The organism is Actinomadura macra NBRC 14102, assembly GCF_001552215.1.
Classification (GTDB): Bacteria; Actinomycetota; Actinomycetes; order Streptosporangiales; family Streptosporangiaceae; genus Spirillospora; species Spirillospora macra.
Map to the genome: position 1 here is coordinate 123083 of NZ_BCQT01000023.1, position 26912 is coordinate 149994.

The following is a 26912-nucleotide window of genomic DNA, read 5'->3' on the forward strand; positions in this document are numbered from 1 at the left end:
CGGTGGCATGTTTCGCGTTGTGTGATGGCGTCCCTTCTGTCGGTGGAGGGCCTTAGGCTTCGCGAATGGCGAAGGCGAAGACGGCTAGGGCGGCCTACCGCTGCTCCGAATGCGGCTGGCAGACCTCCAAGTGGGTCGGACGCTGCGGTGAGTGCCAGACGTGGGGCACCGTCACCGAGGCGACGTCGGCCACCCCGGCGCGGGTGGTCAGTGCCGGGCCGGTCAGTTCGCCCGCGCGTCCGATCGGCCAGGTCGACGTGCGCTCCGCCAAGACCAGGCCCACCGGGCTCGACGAACTGGACCGCGTCCTCGGTGGCGGCATCGTGCCCGGCGCCGTCCTGCTGCTGGCGGGCGAACCGGGCATCGGCAAGTCCACGCTGCTGCTGGAGGTCGCGGCACTGGCCTCCACAGGCCAGGCGGCGGAGACAGAGGGGGCGAGCGTCCCACGCCAGGCGTCGGCCGAGGCGTCGCATTCACCCGTCCTCTATGTGACCGGTGAGGAGTCGGCCCAGCAGGTGCGGCTGCGCGCCGACCGGGTCGGCGCCATCACCGATCACCTCTACCTGGCGGCGGAGACAGAGCTGTCAGCCATTCTCGGCCATATCGACGCCGTCCAGCCGACACTGCTGGTCGTCGACTCCATCCAGACGATCGGCACGTCCGAGGTGGATGGCGCGCCCGGCGGCGTCACGCAGGTCCGCGAGGTCGCCGCCAACCTCATCCGCGTCGCCAAGGAGCGCGGCATCACCGTCGTGCTCGTCGGCCACGTCACCAAGGACGGCGCCATCGCCGGGCCACGCCTGCTGGAACACCTGGTCGACGTGGTCCTCTACTTCGAGGGCGACCGGCACTCCCGGCTGCGCATGATCCGCGCGGTGAAGAACCGCTACGGCCCCACCGACGAACTCGGCTGCTTCGACCTGTCCGAGGTCGGCATCGTCGGGCTGCCCGACCCGAGCGGCCTGTTCCTCACCCGCCGGGACGAACCCGTCCCCGGGACGTGCGTGACCGTCACGCTGGAGGGGCGCCGTCCCCTCGTCGCCGAGGTGCAGTCGCTCGTCGCCAAGTCGCACCTGCCCGCGCCGCGCCGCGCGACCTCCGGCCTGGACACCTCCCGCGTCGCGATGGTCCTCGCCGTCCTCGCCCAGCGCTGCAAGATATCGATGCACGAGCAGGACGTGTACGTCTCCACGGTCGGCGGCGTCCGGCTGACCGAGACCTCCGTCGACCTCGCGCTCGCGCTGGCCGTCGCCGGGTCCACCGTCGAGCAGGCCCTGTCCAACAGCCTCATCGCGCTCGGGGAGGTCGGGCTCGCGGGCGAGGCGCGGATCGTCCCGGGCGTCCAGCGGCGGCTCGCCGAGGCGGCCCGGCTCGGCTTCAAGCACGCCGTCGTCCCGCGCGGCTCCCTCGAACTGGCCGACGGGTCACCGCTGAAACGCGCCGACCCGCAGCTGTCCAGCTTCGAGGGTATGAAGGTGATGGAGGTCGACAGCGTCCAGCAGGCGCTCCAAGTCGCCTTTACCGCGCCGTAACGTTCGTAGCGTCAGAGTATTACGCCACACGTCAGGCGGTTGCGACCAGCGGAGGAACCAGCTCGCGGCCCTCCTCGGTAAACTGACGCCGTCCAGCGACCTCCGGGGGCCAGGTGCCATCACACGACAAGGGTCATGACGAACGACGCCGCGCCACACTCGCCGCGGTTGCCCCGGGCACCCAGATCCGTGACGGACTGGAACGAATCCTCAGGGGCCACACCGGCGGACTGATCGTGCTCGGCTACGACAAACCGGTCGAGGAACTGTGCACCGGCGGCTTCGAACTCGACGTCGAGTTCTCCGCGACCCGGCTGCGCGAACTCGCCAAGATGGACGGCGCCATCGTCCTCGACAGCAGCCACAGCCGCATCGTGCGCGCCGCCGTCCACCTCGTACCGGACTCCTCACTCCCCACGGAGGAGTCCGGAACCCGCCACCGCACCGCCGAGCGCGTCGCCCGCCAGACCGGCTACCCGGTCATCTCGGTGAGCCAGTCGATGCACATCATCGCGCTGTACCTCGACGGCACCCGCTACGTCCTCGAAGACTCCGCGGCGATCCTGTCCAAGGCCAACCAGGCGCTCGCCACACTGGAGCGCTATAAGCTCCGGCTCGACGAGGTCTCCGGCACCCTTTCCGCACTGGAGATCGAAGACCTGGTGACCGTCCGCGACGTCAGCGCCGTCGTCCAGCGTCTGGAGATGGTGCGCCGCATCGCCGACGAGATCGAGGGCTACGTCGTCGAGCTCGGCACCGACGGCCGCCTGCTGTCCCTCCAGCTCGACGAACTGGTCTCCGGCGTCGACGTGGACCGGGAGCTGATCGTCCGCGACTACCCGTCCGCCGACACCCGCGCCCGCGGCGTGAACGCCATCCTCTCGGCGCTGGACGTCCTGTCAGCCAACGAACTGCTCGACCTGTCCACCGTCGCCGAGGTCATGGGCTTCGCCGGGCCGGACGCCCTCGACCTGCCCGTCAGCCCCAAGGGCTTCCGCCTCCTGGCCAAGGTCCCCCGCCTCCCGAGCATGGTCGTCGAACGCCTCGTCGAGCACTTCGGCGGCCTCCAGAAACTCCTCGCCGCCAGCATCGACGACCTCCAAGCCGTCGGCGGCGTAGGCGAATCCCGCGCCCGCAGCGTCCGCGAGGGCCTCTCCCGCCTAGCCGAATCCTCCATCCTCGAACGCTACGTCTAGCTGTGTTTTCCTGGGGGGGGCGACCCCCAGACCCCCGGCTGCGGGCTCGCCACCTCCTCACTCGCTGGCGCTCGTCCGAGGGCGCGGCGCGCCGGGCATGCCCGCTGCGCTCGCAGAGCTCGCTCCGCGTGCCTGTCCCGTAACCGCAGGCTGAGGCTCAACCCTGCCGGGGTGCGGTTCAAGCCGTCGACTGAGGCTCAACCCTCCCGGGTGCGGTTCAGGCCGGTGGCTGAGGCTTCACCTGCCGGGGGGTCTACCGCTTAGGGCTGGGCGGGGCTGGGCTGGGCGGCTAGTTCAGCGGAGGTGGAAGACCTGCTTCTTGGCGCCCTTGACGCTCACGATGTAGGTGCCGGGACGGACTGGGCCGCCGTCGCCCTTGCAGCCGCGCCTGCGGTTCCAGCCGACGCCGTCGACATAAGGGATACCGCGCCGCAGCGTGCGGCGGGCCTGGTCGCCGCCGCGGCACTGCGCCGATGACCAGATCCGATCAGGGCCCGAGGTGACGCGGACGTCCAATGACCCGGCGGTCCAGGTGCAGTCGCTCTTGCCCGCGTTGACCACCGAGACGTGGAATCGCGGCTCCTGCTGTCCGGCGTAGGTGTCGCGGGAGGTGGCCAGGCTGACGACCAGGTTCTTCGCCTCGCAGGGTCCGCCGTCCTCGACGGGGTCGGGCGACGGGGTGACCGTCCTGGTGACGGTGACGGTCGGCATCGCGGTCGGCGGTGGGCGGTTCTCCACCGCGCCCGCGTCCCGGACCCGCCCCCTCTCGCCTCCGCCGCCCGTGCAAGCCCAGGCCAGGACGGCGACCACGACGAGGGCACCGGCCAGGGCGACGGCCCGGCGCCGCCAATACCGATCCAGCCCAGAGCCACCCGAGCCACGTCCGGTATCCGCCCCCATACGGTCAGTATGCATTCGGCGAACCCGCACATAGCCGCGACCCGCCGCGTGCCACAATGGCGATCCGCCATGAACCTCACTTACACAGACCCGATCCTCGACTGGTACGAGACGAACGCACGGGACCTCCCGTGGCGCGCCCCCGATGCCACCCCCTGGGGCATTCTCGTCAGCGAGATCATGCTCCAGCAGACGCCCGTGGTCCGTGTCCTGCCCGTTTGGCACGCCTGGATGGAACGCTGGCCAACGCCGTCCGCACTGGCCGCCGAACCGTCCGGTGAGGCCGTCCGTGCGTGGGGGCGGCTCGGTTACCCGCGCCGCGCGCTGCGGCTGCACGAGAGCGCCCGCGCGATCACCGAGCGGCACGGCGGCCAGGTCCCGTCCGCACACGAGGATCTTCTGGCTCTGCCCGGAATCGGCGCCTACACGGCCGCCGCGGTGGCCAGTTTCGCTTTTCGGCAGCGTCACGCGGTGCTGGACACCAACGTCCGGCGTGTCCTCGCCCGCCTGCTCACCGGCGATGAGTACCCGCCGAAGACCCAGACGAAAGCCGAGATCCGGCTCGCCGAGTCCCTCCTGCCCCTCGACCCGCCGACCGCCGCGCGCTGGGCCGTCGCCGTCATGGAACTCGGCGCCCTCGTCTGCACCGCCCGCACGCCCCGCTGCGTCGACTGCCCCGTCCTCGACAAGTGCGCCTGGCATGCCGACGGTCGGCCCGCCTACGACGGACCGCCCCGCCGCGGCCAAACCTACGCCGGCACTGACCGCCAGTGCAGGGGCCGCCTTCTGTCCGTCCTCCGCGAGGCCGAAGGCCCGGTGGAGAAGCCCGCGCTGGACGTCGTCTGGGCGGATCCCGTCCAACGCGAACGCGCATTGGACGCCCTCATTGCCGACGGGCTGATAGATCCTCTTCAGGACGGCCGGTACGCCCTGCCAGGCTGAAATGAGCGCGCGGTATGGCCATGACCGCCACACCTATGCCCATCGAACCGCTGAAACGCTCGGGGAAGTCGGCCGACGATCCCTGCTTTCTGCCGTGCCGACGAGCACCTCAAGCCGGGCGGGTGTTTTCTGACCAACACCGGCTTGAGGACGCTCGTCCGGCGACCAGCGTGATGCCGGTCAGCGGCGACGCTTTTCGTAGGTGTCCAGGAGACGGCCCAGCTTCCCGAACTTCTCGGTGTAGGTGTACGGGTAGATGCCGGGCGGGGTGGCGGGACGCGACGCGTCGATGTACTGCGTGCCCAGGTTCGAGAAGACGACGATGACGTAACTGCGGCCGCCCTTGCCCGGCAGGGCCCGGACGATACCCGCATCGGCGGCCGTGTTGTTCACCCAGCCGGTCTTGTGCGCGAACGTGACTTCGGCCTTCTTGTTGCACGGACGGACGTCACGACCGAACTTGTTCCCATCGACGGTCACCGTTCCGTCCGTCCCGATCCAGCGGGCCGGGGCGGCGTTCGGGATACCGGCCGCGGGGTATTTACCGCCGCACCGGTTTGTGGACGACAACATGTCGTTGAAGCCCTGCTGGGCGAGTTCGGAACGGAAGAACTTGCGGGACGCGGTGCTCAGCACCCCGCTCGTTACCGGCTTGCCGTCAGGTGCCGTCCACACGCGACCGGGGGCGCCATTGACAAGGGTCAGGAGCTTGGCCGTATCGAGCGAACTCATGGTGATGGAGTTGGACCAGCGCCCGCCGTTGACCGGGTTGGTGCCCTTGAGCTGGAGAGTCTCCAGACCGAGGTCCTGAAAGGTCTTGTTCAGCGGATCGATCGCCTGGTTGTCATGCAGCATCTTGATCAGTGCACAGGACGCCGCATTGGACGAGTAGGTAAGGGACGCGTCCATGTACTGGCGGATGGTCCTGCTGCTGGCACCGCCGCAGAGGGAACTGATCTGAGTGGGGTTGTAGGCGTAGGTGTCGTCCAGCTTGACCTTGCCCTGGTCGACCAGCCGGAGAACCCCGAAATTGACCATAAGCTTCAGCACGGATGCCGGATAGTCGAGCATGTGGTCGATGGGCGCGTTCTCCCTCCCCGGAACCACGTCGAGGGTGCCCTGCCCCTTGTTCTTGTACCAGCCCGCGTCATCCCACTGACGCCAGCGGACACTCTTGGTGGAAAGGTTCCGGTCGACCGGGACGACGACGCCGTCCTTGTAGAGCGGGCTCATCAGGACGGTGCCGGACGAGACGGGCCGTCCACGCTTGTCCAATTCGATGATGGTCGCGTCCATCTGCGGCTGCTGCACGATCGGCTTTGGGTCCGCCGCGGCGAACGCACGCGCCCGGGGATTGGCTTCCTTGTCCACAGGGTTCTGCATGGAACGAACTTGCGCGGAGCTGGGAGGCGCCGTGTCGAGGACCTCCTGAAACTTCACTGCGTTCATCGCCTGTCGCAGTTGCTGCGCCACTTTGCTCGCCTGCTTCACGTCCGCGACCCGTGTCGTATCGACCGTGGCCTGCCCCGTTGAACAGCCCGCCAGAGCCGCCGCCGTCACGATTCCCGCAGTGCCGTGCACCCACGTACGCCTCACTGATGTCCCCCTTTTTTCGGCGCAAGTTCGTGATCATAGGGGGACGATGAGACGGTCCGCTGGAGATCCACCGCGTCAAGTGGCTGACCTGCGCCTCAAGCGGGCGCGCAGGGAATCTCGATTCCGGACCTTTGCGCCTGGAGTTCGGAGCGGACGAGTTCCAGCAGCCGTCCGATCCAGTTACGACCTCGCTCGCCCCATACGGCCCAATAGTCGGAATCGGCGCCGGTGTAACCGATCGGAGCGTCACCGGTACTGAGCAGGATCTCGGCCAGTTCGGGATGCTGAGCGAACTTCGCGCGAAGAAGGCCCGCCATCACGGCCGTCCGCGCCTGCGACCAGTTCCCGACCCGTAACGTCCCCTCCGCGAGCGTTTGAGCCTCATGGGGATGCTCAGCCGCCCGGATCCGCTCCCGTGCCTCCGGATCGGCCGTGGACAGCGCCCAGTAGGCGTGCGTCACCGTCGGGTAGATCACGGAACCGACTTCGATCGGGGACGGGAACTCGTTCTGAAGCACCGCGATCCCCACGTCTTCTGGCCAGCCCCTGGGGAACACCAGTCCACCCAGATGAACCGTCCCGGCGGGGGGTTCTTCGGGGTCGTCCGCAGGCCGTTTGTTCTCGTACTTCACACGGACACGGTCCCGGTCGACGAAGTACTGGAACGCCCACTCACGTAGGCGTTCGGTGACCGTGTCGTCTTGCTCCTGGAACCAGCCGCCTATCGGCCGCTCTCCGATGTCGGTGGCCAGGACGACCAGCGGACGGTCCTTGGCGTCCATGTCCCCTAGCGCGTAGTGCCGCTTGTGCGACGGGATCGCTAGATAAGCCTCACGCAGAGCGCGGCGGTCTTCCTCCTCGCGCGTCTCCAGGTAGCGGTCAAGTTTCGCCAGGCACCGTCCCGTGGAGTCCGGACGGCCGTTCAGCCGCTCGATGTCGTCGGCGACCTCGGCCAACAGCATCTCGGCCGTGAGACCGAAGCGCGCATCGACGGCCTTCCAGCGGCCCAGCTCGAACGCGCTGATCTCCCCGCCCTCGGGTACGTCCGTCACGACCCAGCCGCTGTCCAGCTTCTTGCGCAGCCCGTCCAGGTCAACCCACTCCCAGCAGTGGATCGCCCCGTCCGCGAAGATCAGCAGGTTCGTCAGGTGATACGAGAAGTTGTGGATGAACACCGGGCGCGCGACACCGTCGATGCGCCGCCCATCGGCGACGCGGTAGACACGGTTCATGGCACGAGCGTCCAGCCGTCCGGCCAGGTGGTGGCGCAATCAGGGGAGGTCATCTCGGCGTGGCTTCGGGGGGTGCTCACCGGCCGAATCATCGCACGGTTGGGGGCGGCACAGACTCGCGGAGCAAGCAGTGAACCAAGCTCTCGGCTACGAGACCAGCACGCGGAGCAGTGGCGAGCCGCGCAGTCGGGGGTCTGGGGGTCGCCCCCCAATAGCACCAGCACCGCAGAAAAATGCCTCGCGGGCGATGTCACCGCCTCATAGCGTACGTCCGTGCGTGATCTGTTCACCTTGCCCAAGGTCCACCTGCACGTCCACCTCGAAAGCACCGTTCGGTGGGACACGCTCCGCGACATCGGGGCGGCCAACGGGGTGCGGGTGCCCGACGACATCGGTACGTTCGGTGATTTCGCCGCGTTCTTCGCGCAGAACGATCTGGTGCGTGCATGCCTGCGCCGTCCGGACGACTTCCGCCGGGTCGCCTACGAGTTCTGCCAGGACGAGGCCCGCCAGGGCACCCGCTACGCCGAGGCGTCCTTTACCGCGGCCGCGCATGGCGAACGCCTCGGTGACCTCGACATGCCGCTGACCGCCGTCCGCGAGGGCCTCGCCGCGGGGCGCGAAGCCTTCGGGACCGAGGTCCGTCTGCTTCTCGACCACTCCCGCCGCCGCTCGCTCGACCGCGCCTGGCGCACCCTTGACCTGGCGAAACGTCATGATGACGTCGTGGCGGTCGGCCTGGCGGGCGACGAGTCCTTCCCGGCCGGCCCCTTCGCCGCGGTCTTCGCCGCCGCACGCGAGGCCGGCCTCCACATCGTCCACCACGCGGGTGAGGGCGAGGGCGCGGTGAGCATCCGGCAGGCCCTCGACGACCGCACCGAACGTCTGGGGCACGGCATCCGCGTCCTGGACGATCCGGACCTGGTGGCCGAGGTCCGCGACCGGAAGATCCCCCTCGAAGTCTGCCCGTCCTCCAACGTCGCCCTCGGCTTCGCCCCGTCCCTCGCCGAGCACCCCCTGCCCCGGCTCCGCGACGCCGGCCTCCTTGTCACGGTCAACACCGACATCCCCGCCCTGATCGGCACCCCCTTGGCGATCGAGTACACCCGCGTCCGAGACACTTTCGGCTACGACGACACCGTGCTGGCCGGCCTGGCCCGCAACGCCGTGGACGCGTCCTTCGCGCCCGCGTCTACCAAGGCCCGCCTGCACGAGGAGATCAACACCTGGCTGACGCCCTGACCCCGCGCCTGCGCGTCACCTCGGCCTGGGGGTCACGTCGATCATGTGAGCGGCGCGGATCTCGCGGAGGAAGGGGTCGGTGTCGGCCCGCCACTGCGCGGCCGTACGGACGACCGGGTGGACGGGCAGGCCGAGCCGGGCCGCCGCCTCCTGCGCGGCGTCGAACGCGACGTCAGGGCTGATCCGCCCGATGACCAGGACCTCGATGTCGACGGGTGGCACGCCCTGGATGCCCGCATAGCGCTCGGCCCAGACCCCGAAGAGATGGACCTCCTGGACGGCGGGAAGCCGGCCGAACTCCTCCGCGACGACGGCCGCGGGGCCGAACGTCAACATGATCAACTGGGCGAGCGGTTCGTGCAGCGGGCTGGAGGTGTCGCGGGCGATCACGCGTCCCGCCAGGGTGCGTCGCAGGGTCAGGACGCCCGCGTGCGCCAGCCGCTCCGCCTCTCGCATCACGGAGCCGAGGTCGGCCCGGAGCATCACGGCCAGATCGAGCATCGTCATCTCGCGCTCCGGGCCCAGCAGCAGGCGGGCGAGCAGTTCTCCTTGCAGCCGAGACCGCAGGATCGGGAGTTGCGGTGGCGCCGGGGCCCGCACGTCCCGCAGGGAGGCCCGCGTGATCTGCTCCTTACGTCGCCGGAATTCGGCCGCCGAACCGACCACATTCGATCGCATGTTCGAATTCTAATGTTCGCCTCTGACATTCGGCCGCCGCCCGAAAAGCGGTTGACCGTGATCAGGGCGCCCGCGTTACCGTCCCCTCCATGAGCCGCAAGAGCCCGCAGGAGAAGAAGCGGCTGAGCTACGTGAAGGACCGCCGCAACTTCTACGGCGAGAACGACAAGGGCTCCCGCAAGAACATCCCGCGACGCCGCAAGCAGGGACACCGCGCGGCGCGCCATCGCGCGAGCCAGGTCGTCAGGACGGCGCTCAAGGCCCCCGCGGGGCTGGAGGACGACGAGTTCGAGCGGCGGCTCGCCGGCCGCCCACCGGCCTCCTGGTGGCGCAAGGCGGCCGACGCACCACTGGCCCAGGTCGTCGAGTTCCAGCTCCGCCGCCGGACAACACGGGGGAACGCCGATCCCGTCCAGGCCGAGGAGCGGATCCAGCGCATCCGCCGCCGCCTCAGCTGACCTTCTGCCGCTTCGCCCCGCCACTCGCCCTGTCTGGCGCCGCCGGCCCGTCTCCTGTCGCCGTGATCGGCACATGGCTCCCCCTCAGTCGCGCTTGGTGTTACGTCTCATGCTCTGGGGCTGGCCGGGGTGAAGGAAGTCGAACGGGATTCTGGGGATAACGTCGAAGGGCCCGCACCCCGGAATGGGGTACGGGCCCTTCGTGCGGCCTCAGAGGCGGCGGGTCAGTCCTTGTTGAAGTTGACCGCACCCTCGATGGGCGGCGGGCTGTCAGGGACGGTGGACGGCTTGGGGACGCCCTTGAAGGTGAACTTGGCCTCCTCGCCGGAGCCCTCCGTGCCCACGATGACGATCTGGCCGGACTTGAGCTCGTTGTACAGGATCTTCTCGGACAGGTTGTCCTCGATCTCCCGCTGGATCGTCCGGCGCAGCGGCCGGGCGCCGAGGACGGGGTCATAGCCCCGCTCGGCGAGCAGGTCCTTGGCCTCCTGCCGCAGCTCGATGCCCATGTCCCGGTCGCGGAGCCGCTCGTCCACCCGGGCGATCATCAGGTCGACGATCTGGATGATCTCCTTCGGGGTGAGCTGGTGGAAGACCACCGTGTCGTCGACGCGGTTGAGGAACTCGGGACGGAAGTGCTGCTTGAGCTCTTCGCCGACCTTGGCCTTCATCCGGTCGTAGGAGCCCTGCTCGTCGTTCGCGCGGGCGAAGCCCATGGAGACGCCCTTGGAGATGTCCTTGGACCCCAGGTTCGTCGTCATGATGATGACGGTGTTCTTGAAGTCCACGACACGGCCCTGCGCGTCGGTGAGACGGCCGTCCTCCAGGATCTGCAACAGCGAGTTGAAGATGTCCTGGTGGGCCTTCTCGATCTCGTCGAACAGCACGACCGAGAACGGCTTGCGACGGACCTTCTCGGTGAGCTGGCCGCCCTCCTCGTACCCGACGTAGCCGGGCGGGGAGCCGAACAGCCGCGAGACGGTGTGCTTCTCCATGAACTCGGACATGTCGAGCTGGATCAGCGCGTCCTCGTCGCCGAACAGGAACTCCGCGAGGGTCTTGGACAGCTCGGTCTTACCGACGCCGGACGGGCCGGCGAAGATGAACGAGCCGCCGGGACGCTTGGGGTCCTTCAGCCCGGCGCGGGTACGGCGGATCGACTGGGAGAGCGCCTTGATGGCGTCCTCCTGGCCGATGACGCGCTTGTGGAGCTCGTCCTCCATGCGCAGGAGGCGGGTGCTCTCCTCCTCGGTCAGCTTGAAGACCGGGATGCCGGTGGCGGTCGCGAGGACCTCGGCGATCAACTCGTCGGTGACCTCGGCGACGACGTCCATGTCGCCGGCCTTCCACTCCTTCTCCCGCTGCGCCTTCTGGCCGAGCAGCTGCTTCTCGGAGTCGCGGAGCGCGGCGGCCTTCTCGAAGTCCTGCGCGTCGATCGCGGACTCCTTCTCGCGGCGGACGTCGGCGATCTTCTCGTCGTACTCGCGCAGGTCCGGCGGCGCGGTCATGCGGCGGATGCGCATCCGCGAGCCGGCCTCGTCGATGAGGTCGATCGCCTTGTCGGGCAGGAACCGGTCGCTAATGTAGCGGTCGGCGAGCTGGGCGGCCGCGACCAGGGCGCTGTCGGTGATCGACACACGGTGGTGCGCCTCGTAGCGGTCCCGCAGGCCCTTGAGGATCTCGATCGTGTGCGACAGCGACGGCTCGGCGACCTGGATCGGCTGGAAGCGGCGCTCCAGCGCGGCGTCCTTCTCCAGGTGCTTGCGGTACTCGTCCAGGGTGGTGGCGCCGATGGTCTGCAGCTCACCGCGCGCCAGCATCGGCTTGAGGATGCTGGCGGCGTCGATCGCGCCCTCGGCGGCGCCCGCCCCGACGAGCGTGTGCAGCTCGTCGATGAACAGGATGATGTCGCCGCGGGTGCGGATCTCCTTCAGCACCTTCTTCAGGCGCTCCTCGAAGTCACCGCGGTAGCGGGAGCCGGCGACCAGCGCACCGAGGTCGAGCGTGTAGAGCTGCTTGTCCTTGAGCGTCTCGGGCACCTCGCCCTTGACGATCTTCTGCGCGAGACCTTCGACGACGGCGGTCTTACCGACGCCGGGCTCGCCCACCAGGACGGGGTTGTTCTTGGTGCGGCGGGACAGCACCTGCATGACCCGCTCGATCTCCTTGTCCCGGCCGATGACCGGGTCGAGCTTGCCCTCACGCGCGGCCTGCGTCAGGTTGCGGCCGAACTGGTCGAGCACGAGGGAGGTGGACGGGGCCGACTCCGAGGGACCACCGGAGGCGGCCGGCTCCTTGCCCTGGTAGCCGTGCAGCAACTGGATGACCTGCTGGCGCACCCGGTTGAGGTCGGCGCCGAGCTTCACCAGGACCTGAGCGGCGACGCCCTCGCCCTCACGGATCAACCCCAGCAGGATGTGCTCGGTGCCGATGTAGTTGTGGCCGAGCTGCAGCGCCTCGCGCAGTGACAGCTCAAGGACCTTCTTGGCGCGCGGAGTGAACGGGATGTGGCCCGACGGCGCCTGCTGGCCCTGGCCGATGATCTCCTCGACCTGCTGGCGCACGGCCTCAAGGCTGATGCCCAGGCTCTCCAGTGCCTTGGCAGCGACACCCTCGCCCTCGTGGATCAGACCAAGGAGGATGTGCTCGGTGCCGATGTAGTTGTGGTTGAGCATCCTGGCTTCTTCTTGAGCCAGGACGACAACCCGCCGCGCGCGGTCGGTGAACCTCTCGAACATCTCGTCGCTCCTCACAGAGCGGTTGGGCAGAGTCCGGAACGTCCGGAACTGTCCTTCCGCATGCTAGCCCGCCCCGAGGAGGCCGCCCGGTGCACTCCCACCAGAAGACGTTCCCCAGCTAAGCGCTGTTCAGTCTCATCCAACTACCGCATCGGTGCGTCATGTTCCCGCTACGCCCCAAGCGAACGGGGGGTTTTCGCAGGTCGATCAAGGCACGTCCAGGGATTGCCGAATGGAGCGGTGTTCCGCCCCGCGCGAGGTCTACCTCCCCGCGGTCCCGGCTAACCCGCCGGGCGCTACGCCACAAGCGAACGGCCCGCCTCGCGAACGGAGACGGGCCGGCCGACGGGCGGGCGGATCAGTTGGCCGCCTCGTACTGTTCGATCACTGTGGCCGGGATCCTGCCGCGCTCATTGACCTTGATGCCATTGTTCTTGGCCCAGGCACGGATCTCGGCACTGCGCTCGCGGCTGGACGCGCCGCGCTGGCGGCGCCGACGGGTGCCCGTGCCCGCCTTACGCGACTTCTCCACGAACGGGTGCAGGGAATCCCGCAGCTTCTTTGCGTTGGCGCCACTCAAGTCGATCTCGTAGGAGGCGCCGTCGATCGAGAACGCTACGGTCTCGTCCGCCTCGCCACCGTCGAGGTCGTCGACGAGAAGCACCTGAACCTTCTGTGCCATGGGGACAGACCTTTCGGCTGGAGCAAACTTGCATTCGGTTGACAAAGATATACCGAGAACTCCGCCGATGACAATTCAACACTCGCGATGAAGTTGTTGGACCTGGGTAACTCTTCGTAATCATGACTCCACCGAATCCACCGTGACCGCGTCGGGCACCGTGCGTCGGGCGGGCCACCTGCGAGGAAATTGTGCACACGGGTGGGGCCGCAGCCGGGATTTCGGCGTGACCGGCGTCACCGTCCACCGGTCCTGACCTGGGCCACCGATCGCGGATTGCTCTGGGTTTCGGGACGTGTCGCTTTCCCGAGCCTGCGCCGTCGGGCCGGAAAAGAGCCCGCACGGACCTTAACAGGCAGGGCAACACCGACCTCGGCGCCAACGATTAACCCTGACGTAACGGGACTTACCGTACGCTGGCCAGGGAATGTCCAAGGCGACCACGACCTGGCCGTCTGGAGGGCCGGCGCCCTCCACCGGCGCATGTCGCTGGATAACGGCGAGCTCGCCGCCGACGAAAATCTGTTGCCACCTCCGAGTGACGGGAAGTCACGATCCGCCATCCCTGCTCGACCAGGCCGGCGACAGCCCATCGCGAAATCAGCGGATAAGCGGCACAATCCCACTCCCTGCCCCGCTTCTTCAACCCCAGGTCCGGAACACGGGCGCGCCGCGTCGATCCGTAGCCGCGCTCGCCGGGGTGCATCGACCGAAAGGCCCGTTCCAAGCGAGACGGCGTCCCATGCAGGGTTAGTCCATCGTCCTAAGAAGCCGCGCCGCCACGGGTGTGGGAAGCGTCTCTCAAAGCGGAGGGCGCGTCCGGGACAGGACACATCCTCCTCGATTCGCGGCCGTAACCGGAACGAGCGCGGCATTCGCCCTGAGAGCCCTGTTTCCCGTCGCCCCCCAGAGCGCCTTAACACACCCAGCGGCCCCTTGCGCGGATCCTCGTGAACGAAGACCGCGCATCACCGCGAAAACCGCGCCCTGGACGGCTCTAACACTCGCGCGAAGGCACATGGGGCGCGCCCTGGAAGCCAACCGGAAGCACGCAGCGGCCGTCTGTCAGGAGGCACCTGTACATCCTGAGAAGAAGACTGGGCCGCTTGGGAAGGAACAGTGTTGCCTTCCAAAGACGTGGCAGCACGCCGTCTGATGGTGCGGTGCAAAACTGCCCGGTGGAGCCTCAGCGTGACAGAGCCGGATCTAGCCGAGCATCACAACGCGTAAGGGCGCGATAGCGCAACATTAGGGCGCGGCAGCACCGCCTTAAGGGCACGGCAAGGCGTCCTTAAGCGCAGGCCGTGGAGGATCGGTCGGGAAGGGTCAGGCAGGCGGCGGGTCATCGGACGCGCGTTTCCGGACTTCGGTGCCGACGAGCCTGTCGTGAAGGGCCTGGCGGCGCGTGCCCTCGTACAGCAGCCCCGCGTTCGCCACCCAGAAGATGCTCGCAAGGAGGCCGAGGACCGGTACCGGCCGGACCGCGATCGGCAGGGTGTAGACCGCCGTCCGCGCCAGGGCCCGTAGAGCCCCGAGGCGTCCCGGGCGCCGGCGCACCGTCGCGGGCCCTGTATCGGCCTGTGAGGCCGCCGCGACGACCTCTATACCGGCGAACCGCTTGCCCAGGGTTCGACCCCATACGGCCAACTGGACGGCCTCGTACACCAGCAGGCATCCCGCCACGGCGGGCGGCGCCACCACGTCCACGCGCTGCCCGGACACCAGTTCCCGGACGACGATGATCACGGGCAGCCCGACGACGAGCGTGTCGACGATGCGCGCGAGGAGACGCTGTCCGGGATCGGCGAGATCCGGATCGATGACCGGATCGCCAAGATCCGGATCGACGGAATCCGGATCGGCGGGGGCCGGATCTACGAGGCCCGGATCGACGTGACCGGATTCGGCGCGTGCGAGCGATTCCTCGTCCGGGACGGTCAGATCCGCCTCGGACGGCTCACCGGAACGCTGTGAGGCGTCCATCGCAGATCTACTCCGCGTACTCGTGATACTCGGAGTCGTCCACACGCTCGTCGATGACGATCGTCCCGGAGAAACGGTCGTGCAGTGCCTGGTGCAACGGCTGGTCCCAGATCGCCCAGAGGTGGGCCATCAACGCACCCGCCCAGACGAGCAGCATCCCGTATGCGGCGTAGCTCCACACCATCACCGCGATGATGAGGAAGAAGAACACACCGACCTGGTAGGCGACATGGGTGACGGCGGCGCGCCATACCGCCTGGGTGGTCGTCACCGCGGCACCGGCTGGCCGCACCTGGACGACGCCTAGGCCGAGAATGCGCTTCCCCAGCGTCCGTCCCCACATCGACAGTTGGACGGCCTCGTAGATGAACGGCAGTACCGACAGGACGAAGAAGAGGGTGAAGATGATGGGCCAGTTCCAGATGCCCCCTTCGTCCTCCGCCTTGCTGCCGGCCTTGCCCAAGCCGAACGCCCCGACCGTGATCGGAAGGACGAGCGCGAAGCCGAAGACCGCGACGAGCGCGTTGTCGATGACACGCGCGCCCGCGCGCCGGTAGATGGGCGCGAGCGGCAGGTCGGCGGCGTCCCCGGAGCCGCCGTACTCGTCATAGGACGGCTCGTGCTGCTCGTACGACCGCTGTTCGTACGACTGCTGCTGCCATTGGTCCTGCTGCCACTGCTGTTGCTGCGGCTGCTGCTGCCATTGTTGCTGTGGCTGTTGCTGTGGCTGCTGCCGCTGTGGAGGACCTTGGTACGGGGGTGGCGGTCCGTAGGAACCCTGCCCCTGTGGCGGCTGGTAAGGCCGTCCGCGGTCGTGGGAATCACTCATTGGGGGTCAGTCCTCCAGGCGAAGCAGCATCCGGGTGTTGCCCAACGTATTGGGCTTGACCCGATCGAGGTCGAGGAACTCGGCCACGCCCTCGTCGTAGGAGCGGAGAAGTTCCTCGTACACCTCTGGCGCCACTGGAGTCCCGAGGATCTGCTGGAAGCCATGGCGCGCGAAGAACTCCACTTCGAAGGTAAGGCAGAACACCCTCCGCACGCCCAGTTCCCGGGCCGTTTCCAGGAGCCGCGTGACGATCCGGTGCCCGATGCCGCGCCCCTCGCACCCCTTGTCCACAGCGACGGAGCGGACCTCGGCCAGGTCTTCCCACATCACGTGCAACGCTCCGCAGCCCACGAGCGTCCCGGACGGCCTGCGTTGGACGTCCTCGGCGACCCAGAACTCCTGCACGTCCTCGTACAGCATCACCGTGGACTTCTTGAGCAGGCGTCGTCCCGACGAGGAGTGCAGGTCGACCAGCCTGCGGATCTCCTGCACGTCGGCGGTACGGGCACGCCTGATCACAACCTCCACAAACAGGCGACACTATCGAACGGCGGACGGTCACTGAACGTCGGTCCCGGCCCGCCCATCGCGTTGGCCGCAAGTAACTAGCTAAAAACAACTAGTTCCAAGGGACGGCTATGGCGAAAAGTGATCTGAAGCACAAGGCCGACTCTGGACAGAACCGGCGCCATGCCGCGAACTAACACCATGACCTGGGAGTTCGCATGTTCTGGTTGGCATCCAATGCGGCTTCCGTTAGTGTCCTGCGCTGACGTCGGCCTGCCGCATGGCGGAGGCCGACCCGCCGAGTCCCCGGGTCGTAACCAGCGCCCCGTGGAGCCGGGGACCCCACTCCCGGAGCGCCCCGGGAACCGTCCTGGGGCCGACATCCGGAAGGGGTGAATCCGCACCCACGCGTGGATGATCACGCGTGCCCGCGGACGGGCTGCTCCGGCCCGAACCCGTCAGCTAACCCGGTAGGCGGACGAGGAGAGGAGAATTGGTGGAGCCGTCGCGGTCTGCATCATTTTCACGCTCTGCGCGTCCCCGACAGGGATGTGCAGCCCGGTTCCGGGGACGATCGATCGCCGTCGCGGGGGCACTCGCCGCCGTCTCCGTCGCACCGCACGTGATGGCGCCGCACACCGTCGCGGTCGCGCACGCCGACCCGGAGCCCTCGACGAAGGATCTCCGGTCCCAGGCTCTCAAGCTCGCCGACCAACTGGAGCAGATGACCGAGCGGTACAACGGGCTCAAGGTCAAGCTCCAGCAGTCGCAGCGGGCCGCGAAGGTCGCCGCCGACAACGCCAAGCGCCAGGAAGAGTCACTCAAGGGCATCCGCGACAAGGTCGGAGCGCTCGCCGCCACCAGCTACATGCAGGGTGGCTCCGACCCCACGGTCACGTTCGTCGCCTCCCAGGACCCTCAGGCCGTCCTCGACCAGGCCGCCACACTGAACTTCTTCGCCACCCGGGACAGTTCGAAAGTCCTCGGGCTGATGCAGGCCATGCAGGCCGCCCAGCGTGCGCGCAAAGCCGCCGAAGCGCGCGCGGGCCAGGTGTCCCAGCTCCGTGCGGATCTCGACTCCCAGCGCAAGAAGGTCACGCAGACCTACGAGAAGATCCGCGGCAAGCTGGTCAAGCGGGACCCCACGGAGCTTGCCAAGCTTCCCGTCATCGGCACCGGCAAGGGCGCGCAGGCGCTGCGATACGCGATGACCAAGATCGGGCGTCCGTACGTGTGGGGCGCGGCCGGCCCGTCCACGTTCGACTGTTCGGGCCTGACGATGTGGGCCTACAAGCAGGTCGGCATCAACCTGCCGCACTACACCGGCAGCCAGTACAACGCCGGCACGCACGTTTCCGAGGACCAGCTCCAACCAGGCGACCTCGTGTTCTTCCACTCCGATCTACATCACATGGGGATGTACGTGGGCGGCGGCAAGATGATCCACGCCCCGCACACCGGTGACGTCGTGAAGATCGCCCCCATCGCGGGACGCCCCTTCGCGGGCGGAGTGCGGGTCGCCTGAGCCCCGAGCAAGGATGCGTACGCCGAGCGGGCGCGTGTGAGATGCATGCGTGCCCGCCGTGCAGAGGTGCCTGCCGTGCAGGGTGTGTCCAGTGCTGGGTGTATGTGTGACCTGGGCAGGTGTAGTCCGTGCAGAGGGATGTGCTGGTACAGGGTTGTGCGCTCGTGCACGGTTGCGCGCCCGTGCCGAGCCGCCGACGGTGAGGTGCCTGCCGGCCGAAGATGCCGGTCGTGCAAATGTTCCTGTCGTACAAAAGTGCTTGCCTGGCAAAAGTGCTTGCCATGCGGGTGTGCTGCCGTATGGGCGGTGGGCTTGGTCCGGGCCCGAACCGCCGCAACGGGTGACGCTCAAACCGTGGTGCTAGTGAAACAGCGCGCGGAACAGTGATGCTGGAAAAGCGGTGTTACAGAAACCGGTGGTGCAGAAAACGGTGGTGCACGAAACAACGTCCGCGGCGACGCCTCCTGCAGGGACCTACCTGTCAGAGCGCCGGCGCCGCCGCTGCGGGGTCGGACGGAGTTCGCGAGTGTTGGCCGCCTGGGTCCTCCTTGTAACGCCCGCCGTCCCCTGGCGGGCGTCGTCGTGCACGCCTGCTAGATGAGCTGCCTTCGGGCCGCCCACACCACGGCCTCGATAGGGGTGTTGACCTCCAGCCGGTCGCAGATCGTTCGCAACCGGCGGCGCAAGGTCCTTGCGCTCAGTTCAAGCTTGCGTGCCGCCACATCGGCGGTGACACCACTGGCGATCTGGGCGAGCAGCCGAATCTCTTCTTCGTTCAGCCGCAGATCGTCGGTGCCACGTCGCAGCAGTGTGGCCTGTTCCACTCCGTCCTCCCTCGTCCGTGGTTGATGACCGCGGGGATGCAGCCGTCCGCTGCACAGGCACGGGTTGGGCCTCGATCTGTACGCGTTGGGTTGCCGGGTCCGGAGCCTTCCGGACTTAGATCATCGGGTTCCTTTTCTGTCTCACGCGCTTGGCCGGAGGTGGCCGATAGGCCGATTGCGGGGTCGAGCGGGGGAACTCCGGGTGACGATTCACTCGTTGGTCATCCGGACGATGACGTGCTCCCAGGTCCGGGCCAGCCCACGAGGGTGTGGGGAGGCCCCGCCGGTTTGGGGTGCGTCTCGTCGGGGACGGATCATGATCGCCAGCCATCCGAACCGTCCCTTCTCGGTGGACCCACGAAATCTCGCCGCGGACGAAGATCGTGAATCGTTTCAAGCTACGCTTCGGCTCGGAACGCTAGGCGGCCGGATCCGGCCCGTCAAGCGTTGGTTAAATGCTGTCTGTGCTCGTATGGTCGCCTTGTGTGATCAACTGGGCGGGGGTCGGTCAGAAAAAACTCCACTACCTGCGAAAACAGATCCGGGGCGGACGAGGAGCGAGTTGCCACAGACCAGTATTCGTGAGGTCGCAAGACGTGCGGGAGTATCAGTTGGGACCGTTTCGAATGTCCTAAACCGGCCAGACCTCGTGGCCGAAGCTACCCGTGACCGCGTCCGTGCGGCCATCGAGGAGCTCGGATTCGTGCGGAACGAGTCCGCCCGGCGGCTCCGGCAGCGCCCTGAGCGCACCGCGGGCGAGTTCGGCGACGAACCACGCCGGGCCTTCGGCGTGGTCGTCGAGGACCTCACCAACCCGTATGCGACCGACGTCGTGCGTGGCGCGGAGCAAGCGCTCAACGCGGCGGGCCATGACGCCCTCTGGCTCTCCAGCGACCATTCCCCGGCCAAGGAGCGACGCTCACTGGAACTGCTGGAGGATCAGCGCGCCGCCGGCGTGCTGATCATTCCCGTCGGGCTGGACTCCGGCGACATCGCCCGGCTACGCGTCGCCGGTCTCAGCGTCGTGCTGATCGACCGGGACGGGCAGGACGTGTGCTCGGCACAGGTCGACCATGTCGCCGGCGGAGAGATCGCCGCCGCGCACCTGCTCGGCCTGGGCCGCGAGCACGTGGCGTTCGTGACCGGCGCGCCGGAACCGCGGCCCTGCGTCGAGCGCCGCGACGGCGCCGCGCGGACACTCGTCGAGGCGGGTTTCGGTAAGCCGAACACCCTTGTTCAGGACGCACTGAGCCCGGCCGAAGGCCAGGTCGCGGCGCAGCGGATCATGGCGATGACGCCGCTGCCGGACGGCGTGTTCTGTGCGAACGACCTGCTGGCCATCGGGCTGATCAACGAGCTGACGCGGCTCGGCGTCCGGGTCCCGCAGGACATCGCCGTCATCGGCTACGACGACATCGAGCTGGCCGCGAGCGCCGCCGTGCCGCTCACGACCGTCCGCCAGCCGCGCCGGGAACTGGGCGAGGAGGCCGCCGAACTGGCCATGGCCGAGATCAGGGAGGGCAAGTCGCACCAACACCGCCAAGTCGTCCTCACCCCTGAACTGGTGATCCGCGAGTCCGCCTGACCGGAAACCCCTACCGCGGGGGGCCCGGATATCGGGACGGTTGTTGACAGGGTGTCCGAGATCATGGTGACTTAGGCCATGGAGGAAGCGGCGGAACCGGCGGCGGTCGAAGCGGCGGCGGTGCTCGGGTTCGACCCGTCCGATCCGGCCTTCCGAGCCGACCCCTATCCGAGCTACCGGGGGCTGGCGGACGGCGGGCGGCTCCAGCAGACCTCGGTGGGCCTGTGGGTGACCACGTCCTACGAGCTGTGCGAGCGGGTCCTGCGCGATCCGGCCTTCGGGCACCGGCCCGACAACGGCGGTCTGTGGCGCGAGGTACCCGCGCGGAACCGCTCGTTCCTGCTCATGGACCCACCCGACCACACGCGGCTGCGACGTCTCGTGAGCAAGGCGTTCACCCCGCGACTCGTCGCACGGCTGCGGCCTCGGATCGAGGCGCTGGTCGACGAACTCCTGGACGACGCGACCCGCGCCGCCGTCGCGACCGCCGGGAACGGCACGACCGCCGGGAACGGCACGACCGGTGGGAACGGCACGACCGGTGGGAACGGCCTGAGCGCCGGGAACGGCACGAGCGGCGATACCGACCTGATCGCGGCGCTCGCCTACCCGCTGCCGATCATCGTGATCAGCGAAATGCTCGGCGTCCCGGCCCGGGACCGCGGCCTGATCAAGGGCTGGTCCGACAGCCTCGCCCGCGGTCTGGACCCTGACTTCCTGCTGCCGGACGAGGAGATCGCGCAACGCAATGACGCGCGCGAGGAGTTCGGTGCCTACCTTCGCGCCCTCGCGGCCGAGCGGCGCGCCGAACCGCGTGACGACCTGCTCGGCGCACTCGTCGGCGTTTCGGAAGGCGGCGACGTCCTGTCAGAGGACGAACTGGTCGCGACATGCGTGCTGCTCCTCGTCGCGGGGCACGAGACGACCGTCAACTTCATCGGGAACGGTGCATTGGCGCTGCTCCGCAACCCGCAGCAGCTCGCGGCGTTCCGGGCCCGTCCCCAAGCCGTTCCGGCGGCAGCGGAGGAATTACTCCGCTATGACCCGCCTGTGCAGCTGACCCTCCGCGCCGCACTGAAGGACACCGAGCTGGACGGCACTCCCATCGAGCGCGGACGCCTGATCCTGCTGCTGACGGGCGCCGCCAACCGCGACCCGGCGGCGTTCGAGGATCCCGACCGGCTCGACCTGCTCCGCTACACCGAGGGACGCGACACGCCACGCCACCTCTCGTTCGGCCACGGCATCCACTACTGCCTGGGCGCACCGTTGGCCCGCCTGGAGGGCCAGATCGCCCTCAGGAGGCTGTTCGAGCACGACGTGGCCCTCAGCACCGGAGAGCCCCTCGCCTACCGGGAGAACCTCGTCCTGCGCGGCCTGCGGTCGCTCCCGGTCCGGATCACTCCGGCTTCACCAGGGGGAAGAGGATCGTCTCGCGGATCCCCTTGCCCGTGAACGCCATGATCATCCTGTCGATGCCGGCACCCATCCCGCCGGTGGGCGGCATGGCGTACTCCAGCGCGCGCAGGAAGTCCTCGTCCAGCTGCATGGCCTCCGCGTCACCGCCCGCCGCCAGCAGTGACTGCTCGGTGAGCCGGCGGCGCTGCTCGATCGGATCGACCAGCTCGGAGTAGGCGGTGCCGAGCTCCGTCCCGAAGCCGATGAGGTCCCACTTCTCGGTGAGCAGCGGCTCCTCGCGGTGCTGGCGGGTCAGCGGCGACGTTTCGACCGGGTAGTCCATGACGAAGGTCGGCTGGACGAGCGTGTGCTCGACCAGCTCCTCGAACAGTTCCTGGACGAGCCTGCCCTGCCCCCACTTCGGGTCCCAGCTGATCTCCCGGCCGTCGGCCAGCTTGCGGACGGCCTCGATCGGCGTGTGCGGCGTGATCTCCTCGCCGAGCGCGTCGGAGACCAGGGAGTGGAGGGTGACCCGCGGCCATTCGGGCAGGCCGAGATCGATCTCGACGCCGTCATGGACGACCACGGTGGTGTCCAGCGCGGCGACGACCGCCTGCTGGTACATCCGCTGTGTCAGGTCGGCCATGTCGTTGTAGTCGAGGTAGGTGCCGTACGCCTCCACCATGGTGAACTCGGGGTTGTGCGTGGAGTCCGCACCCTCGTTCCGGAAGTTCCGGTTGATCTCGAAGACCTTGTCGATGCCGCCGACGACGAGCCGCTTGAGGTACAGCTCGATCGCGATGCGCAGGTAGAGGTCCATGCCATAGGCGTTGATATGGGTCTGGAACGGACGTGCCGCCGCGCCGCCGTGGATCGGCTGCAGCATCGGCGTCTCGACCTCCAGGTACCCCTCCTCGTGCCAGAAGTCACGCACCGCGCGCACGGTGGCGCTGCGGATCCGGGCCATCCTGCGTGCCTCGTCGTTGACGATGAGGTCGACGTACCGCTGCCGCACCCGCGCCTCGGGGTCGGTGAGGCCGGCGTGCTTGTCGGGCAGCGGCCGCAGGCACTTGGACGTGATCGCGAAACGGTCCGCCATGACGGACAGCTCGCCGCGCCGGGACGTGATGACCTCGCCCTCGACACCGATGTGGTCGCCGAGGTCCACCTCGCGCTTCCAGAAGTCGAGCTGCTCCTGACCCACGTTGGCCAGCGACAGCATGACCTGGATGTCGCCGCCGCCGTCGCGGATGGTGGCGAAGCACAGCTTGCCGGTGTTGCGGACGAGCATCACGCGACCGGTGACGCCGACCTTCTCGCCCGTCTCGGTGCCCGGTTCCAGGTCGGGGTGTTTCGCGCGGACCTCGGTGATGGTCGCCGTGCGCGGGAAGTTCACCGGGTACGGGTCGATCCCGCTCTCGCGGAGGCGGTCGAGCTTCTCCCTGCGGACGCGCATCTGCTCGGGCAGCTCGTCCCGCCCGGCGCCGGAGGAGTCCCCCTTGGAAGCGGTGTCGTTGGTCTCGTCACTCACGCCTCAAGGCTATCGAGCCCGTCCGATGCCCCGCGAACCGCTTTCACGGGTCCGCGCGCCCGGCGCGCGAACCCGCGCGCCCGGTGGGTCCGAGGGTTCGACGGGTTCGACGGGTTCGGCTAGTTCGACGGGTTCGGCTGGTTGTACTGCCCCTGGACGTCAGTGCGTCCTGAGGGTGGTCAGGGAGTGTTCCGCTGGTAGATGAGGCGGAGGCCGACGAGGGTCAGCCACGGCTCGAACACGTCGATGCTGCGGGACTCCTCCAGGACGAGTGGCGCGAGGCCACCGGTCGCGATGATCGTGACCTCCTCCGGCACGTCCGCCAGTTCCTCCGACATCCGCTCGACGATGCCGTCGACCTGCCCGGCGAAACCGAAGATGATCCCCGACTGGAGCGCCTCGACGGTGTTCTTGGCGACCACGCTGCGGGGCCTGACCAGCTCGATCTTGTGGAGCTGGGCGCCGCGCGACGACAGCGCGTCGATCGAGATCTCGATGCCGGGCGCGATGGCGCCGCCCACGTACTCGCCCTTGGCGGAGACGGCGTCGAACGTGGTGGCGGTGCCGAAGTCGACCACGATCGCGGGCCCGCCGTGCAGGTGCACGGCGGCCAGCGCGTTCACGATCCGGTCGGCCCCGACCTCCTTGGGGTTGTCCATCCGGACGGGCACCCCGGTCTTGACCCCCGGTTCCACGATCACCGCGGACACGTCGCCGTAGTAGCGGCGGCACATCTCCCGCATCTCGTGCAGGACGGACGGGACGGTGGAGCACAGCGCGATGCCGCTGATGTCGGTCTCGGCGAGCAATGGGCTCTGCTGGACGAGGCCTTGCAGGACCACCGCGATCTCATCGGCGGTCCGCCGGGGATCGGTGTTGATCCTCCAGTGCTCGATCACCTCATCGCCCTCGAACAGGCCGAGGACGGTATGGGTGTTACCGACGTCGATGGTGAGCAGCATCAGGTCCCCGCTGGTCAGGAGAAGTCAAGGCCGATGTCGAACACGCGCGCCGAGTGCGTCAGCGCGCCGACCGCAAGGTAGTCCACGCCGGTCACGGCGACGTCTCGGGCCCTGTCCAGGGTAAGCCCACCGCTGGCCTCCAGTTCCGCCCGCCCTGCCACAAGCCTGACCGCTTCTGACATTTCGGCGTCCGTCATATTGTCGAGCAGGATCGAGCGGGCGCCGGCCGTGAGGGCCTCCTCGACCTGACCGAGCGTGTCGCACTCCACCTGGACGTGCAGGGACGGGTAGACGACGCGGATGGCCTCGTACGCCTTGGTGATGCTTCCGGCGGCGGCGATGTGGTTGTCCTTGATGAGCGCGGAGTCGTGCAGTCCCATCCGGTGGTTGACCCCGCCGCCGCAGTGCACCGCGTACTTCTGCAATGCGCGCAAGCCGGGCAGGGTCTTGCGCGTGTCGCGGACCTTGGCCGTGGTGCCCTCCATCGCGTCCGTCCAGCGGCGGGCGGCGGTCGCGATTCCGGACAGGTGGGTCAGCAGGTTCAAGGCCGTCCGCTCGGCGCGCAGTACGGCCCGGGTCGGGCCGCCGACCGAGATGAGGATCTGGCCGGGGACGACGCGCTCCCCGTCCGCGACCTTCGTCTCGTAGGTGATGCCCAGCAGTTCGAACACGACCGAGGCGACCGGGACGCCCGCGACGGTGCCGGCCTCGCGGGCGGTGAAGTCCCCGGTCGAGGTGTCCTGGGGTGCGAAGATCGGCTCGCTGGTGACATCCACCTCGCCGTCCTCGGCCAGCGCCGTCTGGACAAGGTTTTCCACAGCCTGTGGATCGAGCCCGGCGGCCCTGAGCGCCTCCTCCAGCTCCGGTGTCATCCGCGATCTCCTTCCCGTCGGCTCTGTCGCCAGGGTTCGTAGGTCGTCGTAAGGGTGTTACCGTCCAGGCGCGTGACGAGGTGGCCGCGCCACATCGCGTCGGCGCGTTCGGGAAAGTCCTCCCGCCAGTGGCTGCCCCGGGTCTCCTCCCTACGCTGCGCCGCGGCCACGATCGCGGACGCGACGGTGTGCAGGTTGGTGGCCTCCCACGCCTCCACGCCCGGCCGGACGTCGGCGCCGGAGCGGATGGGCAGGTCGGCCAGTTCACGTGCCGCCGCAGCGAGCCCCTCGGCGCCGCGTAGCACTCCCACAGAGGACGTCATGATGCGCTGAACGTCCCCGCGTGTGCTCGGGGCAAGCAGGCCGTCTGCGCGCGCGCCACCTACGGGCGAGGCGTCCGACGAGTCGCCCATGGAGGGCTCGTCCGATACCAGAGCGGTGAGGTCGGCTGAGAGCGCGGTGGCTATGCGTCCAGCGAAGACGAGCCCTTCCAAGAGAGAGTTGGAGGCGAGCCTGTTAGCGCCGTGGACGCCCGTACAGGCGACCTCGCCACACGCATAGAGGCCCGGCACGGATGTCCGCCCGTAGAGGTCTGTACGGACGCCTCCGCTCGCGTAGTGCGCGGCCGGGACGATGGGGATCGGCTCCGTCACCGGGTCGATTCCGTGGTGCCGGCAAGCGGCGAGGATGGTGGGGAACCGGTTCTCCCACATCGTCGCCCCGAGGTGCCGCCCGTCCAGGAGCATGTGGGACGCGCCGGTCTCGCGCATCCGGTTCATGATCCCCTTGGCGACGACGTCGCGCGGCGCGAGCTCGGCGAGTTCGTGGCGTCCGGACATGAAACGTGCGCCCGTGTGATCGACGAGGTGCGCGCCCTCGCCGCGGACCGCCTCCGAGATCAGCGGTTGCTGCCCCGTCGCGCCCTCGCCGAGCCACAGCACCGTCGGGTGGAACTGGACGAACTCCAGGTCGGTGACGGCGGCGCCGGCGCGCAGCGCGAGCGCGACACCGTCGCCCGTCGACACCTCGGGATTGGTCGTGGCGGAGAACACCTGGCCGAGACCGCCGGTGGCGAGCACGACGGCGCGGGCCCGGACGGCGCCGACACCGCCCGGCTGGCCCTCGCCCATGACGTGCAGGGTGATACCGGTGGCACGTCCGGCCGCGTCCCGGAGCAGGTCCAGGACCAGGGCGTGTTCGATGACCTCGACGCCGGAGTCCTTGAGCGCGGCGAGCAGGGCCCGGCTGATCTCGGCACCGGTCGCGTCACCGCCCGCATGGGCGATGCGGCGCCGGTGGTGGCCGCCCTCGCGGGTGAGCGCGATGCCGCCGCCGCTGGCCCGGTCGAACGCGGCGCCGAGGTCGATGAGCCCCCGGACGGCGCCCGGCCCTTCGGTGACGAGGGCGCGGACGGCGTCCTCGTCGCACAGGCCGACCCCGGCGGTGAGGGTGTCGGCGAGATGCTCGCCGGGGCTGTCGTCGGGGGCCAGCGCGGCGGCGATCCCACCCTGCGCCCAGCGGGTCGATCCCGCGTCCAGCAATGCCTTGGTGACCAGCAGCACCCGCCCGTGCGGCCGGCAGCGCAGCGCGGTCACCAGGCCGGCGATACCGGATCCGATGACGACGACGTCGGTCTCGGTGGTCCAGCCGGGGGCGGGGGCCGCCAGAACGGAAGGGATCACGAGCCCTCCTCGGGGGTT

22 protein-coding genes and 1 riboswitch are annotated in these 26912 nt (G+C 68.6%); of the genes, 8 read left to right on the top strand and 14 right to left on the bottom strand.

All coding sequences use genetic code 11. From position 1 onward, the window contains the following. Nucleotides 1-65 precede the first annotated feature (65 nt). Complete coding sequence (gene radA / locus AMA02S_RS33840) at nt 66-1532, top strand: DNA repair protein RadA (protein WP_067466951.1); 1467 nt, start codon at nt 66-68, stop codon at nt 1530-1532. A gap of 113 nt (nt 1533-1645) precedes the next feature. After that, a complete protein-coding gene (gene disA, locus AMA02S_RS33845; RefSeq protein WP_067466954.1) occupies nt 1646-2728 on the top strand; it encodes a DNA integrity scanning diadenylate cyclase DisA in 1083 nt (360 codons plus the stop codon). A gap of 294 nt (nt 2729-3022) precedes the next feature. On the opposite strand, the gene AMA02S_RS33850 is transcribed toward disA, so the two are convergent. Next, entirely contained in the window at nt 3023-3628 is a 606-nt protein-coding gene (locus tag AMA02S_RS33850; RefSeq protein WP_067466957.1) for a hypothetical protein, read from the bottom strand. A 69-nt stretch (nt 3629-3697) separates the two neighbouring features. Between AMA02S_RS33850 and AMA02S_RS33855 the strand changes: the two genes are divergently transcribed. Further along, the gene (locus AMA02S_RS33855; protein ID WP_067466960.1) at nt 3698-4570 is read left to right on the top strand and encodes an HhH-GPD family protein; all 873 of its coding nucleotides are present in this window, start codon (nt 3698-3700) and stop codon (nt 4568-4570) included. A gap of 180 nt (nt 4571-4750) precedes the next feature. Here AMA02S_RS33855 and AMA02S_RS33860 read toward each other — a convergent pair whose 3' ends face one another. Continuing rightward, nucleotides 4751-6151 carry a serine hydrolase gene (locus tag AMA02S_RS33860; protein ID WP_218005209.1) on the bottom strand — a complete coding sequence of 467 codons (1401 nt, stop codon included), beginning with the start codon at nt 6149-6151 and terminating at the stop codon, nt 4751-4753. A gap of 110 nt (nt 6152-6261) precedes the next feature. After that, complete coding sequence (locus tag AMA02S_RS33865) at nt 6262-7398, bottom strand: NADAR family protein (protein ID WP_067467219.1); 1137 nt, start codon at nt 7396-7398, stop codon at nt 6262-6264. A gap of 273 nt (nt 7399-7671) precedes the next feature. On the opposite strand from AMA02S_RS33865, the gene add reads away from it, so the two are divergent. Next, nucleotides 7672-8640 carry an adenosine deaminase gene (add, locus tag AMA02S_RS33870; RefSeq protein WP_067466963.1) on the top strand — a complete coding sequence of 323 codons (969 nt, stop codon included), beginning with the start codon at nt 7672-7674 and terminating at the stop codon, nt 8638-8640. A gap of 15 nt (nt 8641-8655) precedes the next feature. On the opposite strand, the gene AMA02S_RS33875 is transcribed toward add, so the two are convergent. Then, nucleotides 8656-9318, bottom strand: a complete 663-nt coding sequence (locus tag AMA02S_RS33875) for an ArsR family transcriptional regulator (protein WP_157431005.1) — start codon at nt 9316-9318, stop codon at nt 8656-8658. A gap of 89 nt (nt 9319-9407) precedes the next feature. Here AMA02S_RS33875 and AMA02S_RS33880 point away from each other — a divergent pair, with 89 nt between their 5' ends. Next, a complete protein-coding gene (locus AMA02S_RS33880) occupies nt 9408-9776 on the top strand; it encodes a hypothetical protein (RefSeq protein ID WP_067466966.1) in 369 nt (122 codons plus the stop codon). Between the two features lie 224 nt (nt 9777-10000). Here AMA02S_RS33880 and AMA02S_RS33885 read toward each other — a convergent pair whose 3' ends face one another. The 5 genes from AMA02S_RS33885 to AMA02S_RS33905 all read right to left on the bottom strand — a co-directional run bounded on the left by AMA02S_RS33885 (nt 10001) and on the right by AMA02S_RS33905 (nt 16536). Beyond that, nucleotides 10001-12514: an ATP-dependent Clp protease ATP-binding subunit gene (locus AMA02S_RS33885; protein WP_067466970.1), complete on the bottom strand. Its 2514-nt coding sequence runs from the start codon at nt 12512-12514 to the stop codon at nt 10001-10003. Nucleotides 12515-12872: 358 nt separating this feature from the next. Further along, nucleotides 12873-13196, bottom strand: a complete 324-nt coding sequence (locus tag AMA02S_RS33890) for a histone-like nucleoid-structuring protein Lsr2 (RefSeq protein WP_067466973.1) — start codon at nt 13194-13196, stop codon at nt 12873-12875. A 1326-nt stretch (nt 13197-14522) separates the two neighbouring features. Further along, nucleotides 14523-15179: an RDD family protein gene (locus AMA02S_RS33895; RefSeq protein WP_084265888.1), complete on the bottom strand. Its 657-nt coding sequence runs from the start codon at nt 15177-15179 to the stop codon at nt 14523-14525. A 7-nt stretch (nt 15180-15186) separates the two neighbouring features. Further along, nucleotides 15187-16008 carry an RDD family protein gene (locus AMA02S_RS33900; RefSeq protein ID WP_067466976.1) on the bottom strand — a complete coding sequence of 274 codons (822 nt, stop codon included), beginning with the start codon at nt 16006-16008 and terminating at the stop codon, nt 15187-15189. Between the two features lie 6 nt (nt 16009-16014). Next, the gene (locus tag AMA02S_RS33905; RefSeq protein ID WP_245667941.1) at nt 16015-16536 is read right to left on the bottom strand and encodes an amino-acid N-acetyltransferase; all 522 of its coding nucleotides are present in this window, start codon (nt 16534-16536) and stop codon (nt 16015-16017) included. A gap of 290 nt (nt 16537-16826) precedes the next feature. Next, a riboswitch (cyclic di-AMP (ydaO/yuaA leader) is annotated at nt 16827-17008 on the top strand. A gap of 132 nt (nt 17009-17140) precedes the next feature. Here AMA02S_RS33905 and AMA02S_RS33910 point away from each other — a divergent pair. Further along, the gene (locus AMA02S_RS33910; protein WP_067466982.1) at nt 17141-18040 is read left to right on the top strand and encodes a C40 family peptidase; all 900 of its coding nucleotides are present in this window, start codon (nt 17141-17143) and stop codon (nt 18038-18040) included. A 593-nt stretch (nt 18041-18633) separates the two neighbouring features. Here the strand turns inward: AMA02S_RS33910 and AMA02S_RS33915 are convergent. Beyond that, nucleotides 18634-18864 carry a LuxR family transcriptional regulator gene (locus AMA02S_RS33915; RefSeq protein ID WP_067466985.1) on the bottom strand — a complete coding sequence of 77 codons (231 nt, stop codon included), beginning with the start codon at nt 18862-18864 and terminating at the stop codon, nt 18634-18636. Between the two features lie 472 nt (nt 18865-19336). Between AMA02S_RS33915 and AMA02S_RS33920 the strand changes: the two genes are divergently transcribed. After that, nucleotides 19337-20449, top strand: a complete 1113-nt coding sequence (locus tag AMA02S_RS33920; protein WP_084265889.1) for a LacI family DNA-binding transcriptional regulator — start codon at nt 19337-19339, stop codon at nt 20447-20449. Nucleotides 20450-20527: 78 nt separating this feature from the next. After that, nucleotides 20528-21904 carry a cytochrome P450 gene (locus AMA02S_RS33925; RefSeq protein ID WP_084265890.1) on the top strand — a complete coding sequence of 459 codons (1377 nt, stop codon included), beginning with the start codon at nt 20528-20530 and terminating at the stop codon, nt 21902-21904. On the opposite strand, the gene lysX is transcribed toward AMA02S_RS33925, so the two are convergent. The 4 genes from lysX to AMA02S_RS33945 all read right to left on the bottom strand — a co-directional run bounded on the left by lysX (nt 21849) and on the right by AMA02S_RS33945 (nt 26894). Next, on the bottom strand, nt 21849-23303 hold the full coding sequence (gene lysX, locus AMA02S_RS33930; protein ID WP_067467227.1) for a bifunctional lysylphosphatidylglycerol synthetase/lysine--tRNA ligase LysX: 1455 nt from the start codon (nt 23301-23303) through the stop codon (nt 21849-21851). The genes AMA02S_RS33925 and lysX overlap by 56 nt on opposite strands. Nucleotides 23304-23557: 254 nt before the next feature. Continuing rightward, nucleotides 23558-24340 (bottom strand): type III pantothenate kinase, encoded by a 783-nt coding sequence (locus AMA02S_RS33935; RefSeq protein ID WP_067466991.1) that lies wholly within the window; start codon nt 24338-24340, stop codon nt 23558-23560. A 14-nt stretch (nt 24341-24354) separates the two neighbouring features. Further along, a complete protein-coding gene (gene nadC / locus AMA02S_RS33940; protein ID WP_067466994.1) occupies nt 24355-25212 on the bottom strand; it encodes a carboxylating nicotinate-nucleotide diphosphorylase in 858 nt (285 codons plus the stop codon). Further along, a complete protein-coding gene (locus AMA02S_RS33945; RefSeq protein WP_067466997.1) occupies nt 25209-26894 on the bottom strand; it encodes an L-aspartate oxidase in 1686 nt (561 codons plus the stop codon). Before AMA02S_RS33945 ends, nadC begins: the two co-directional genes overlap by 4 nt. Nucleotides 26895-26912 lie beyond the last annotated feature (18 nt).

Excerpts from the sequence above, each read along its gene's own strand:
- radA (WP_067466951.1), top strand. The coding sequence starts at position 66 with ATGGCGAAGGCGAAGACGGCTAGGGCGGCCTACCGCTGCTCCGAATGC.
- AMA02S_RS33850 (WP_067466957.1), bottom strand. The coding sequence starts at position 3,628 with ATGGGGGCGGATACCGGACGTGGCTCGGGTGGCTCTGGGCTGGATCGG.
- AMA02S_RS33855 (WP_067466960.1), top strand. The coding sequence starts at position 3,698 with ATGAACCTCACTTACACAGACCCGATCCTCGACTGGTACGAGACGAAC.
- AMA02S_RS33865 (WP_067467219.1), bottom strand. The coding sequence starts at position 7,398 with ATGAACCGTGTCTACCGCGTCGCCGATGGGCGGCGCATCGACGGTGTC.
- AMA02S_RS33875 (WP_157431005.1), bottom strand. The coding sequence starts at position 9,318 with ATGCGATCGAATGTGGTCGGTTCGGCGGCCGAATTCCGGCGACGTAAG.
- AMA02S_RS33880 (WP_067466966.1), top strand. The coding sequence starts at position 9,408 with ATGAGCCGCAAGAGCCCGCAGGAGAAGAAGCGGCTGAGCTACGTGAAG.
- AMA02S_RS33885 (WP_067466970.1), bottom strand. The coding sequence starts at position 12,514 with ATGTTCGAGAGGTTCACCGACCGCGCGCGGCGGGTTGTCGTCCTGGCT.
- AMA02S_RS33890 (WP_067466973.1), bottom strand. The coding sequence starts at position 13,196 with ATGGCACAGAAGGTTCAGGTGCTTCTCGTCGACGACCTCGACGGTGGC.
- AMA02S_RS33895 (WP_084265888.1), bottom strand. The coding sequence starts at position 15,179 with ATGGACGCCTCACAGCGTTCCGGTGAGCCGTCCGAGGCGGATCTGACC.
- AMA02S_RS33900 (WP_067466976.1), bottom strand. The coding sequence starts at position 16,008 with ATGAGTGATTCCCACGACCGCGGACGGCCTTACCAGCCGCCACAGGGG.
- AMA02S_RS33910 (WP_067466982.1), top strand. The coding sequence starts at position 17,141 with ATGGCGCCGCACACCGTCGCGGTCGCGCACGCCGACCCGGAGCCCTCG.
- AMA02S_RS33920 (WP_084265889.1), top strand. The coding sequence starts at position 19,337 with ATGGTCGCCTTGTGTGATCAACTGGGCGGGGGTCGGTCAGAAAAAACT.
- AMA02S_RS33925 (WP_084265890.1), top strand. The coding sequence starts at position 20,528 with ATGGAGGAAGCGGCGGAACCGGCGGCGGTCGAAGCGGCGGCGGTGCTC.
- lysX (WP_067467227.1), bottom strand. The coding sequence starts at position 23,303 with ATGCGCGTCCGCAGGGAGAAGCTCGACCGCCTCCGCGAGAGCGGGATC.
- AMA02S_RS33935 (WP_067466991.1), bottom strand. The coding sequence starts at position 24,340 with ATGCTGCTCACCATCGACGTCGGTAACACCCATACCGTCCTCGGCCTG.
- nadC (WP_067466994.1), bottom strand. The coding sequence starts at position 25,212 with ATGACACCGGAGCTGGAGGAGGCGCTCAGGGCCGCCGGGCTCGATCCA.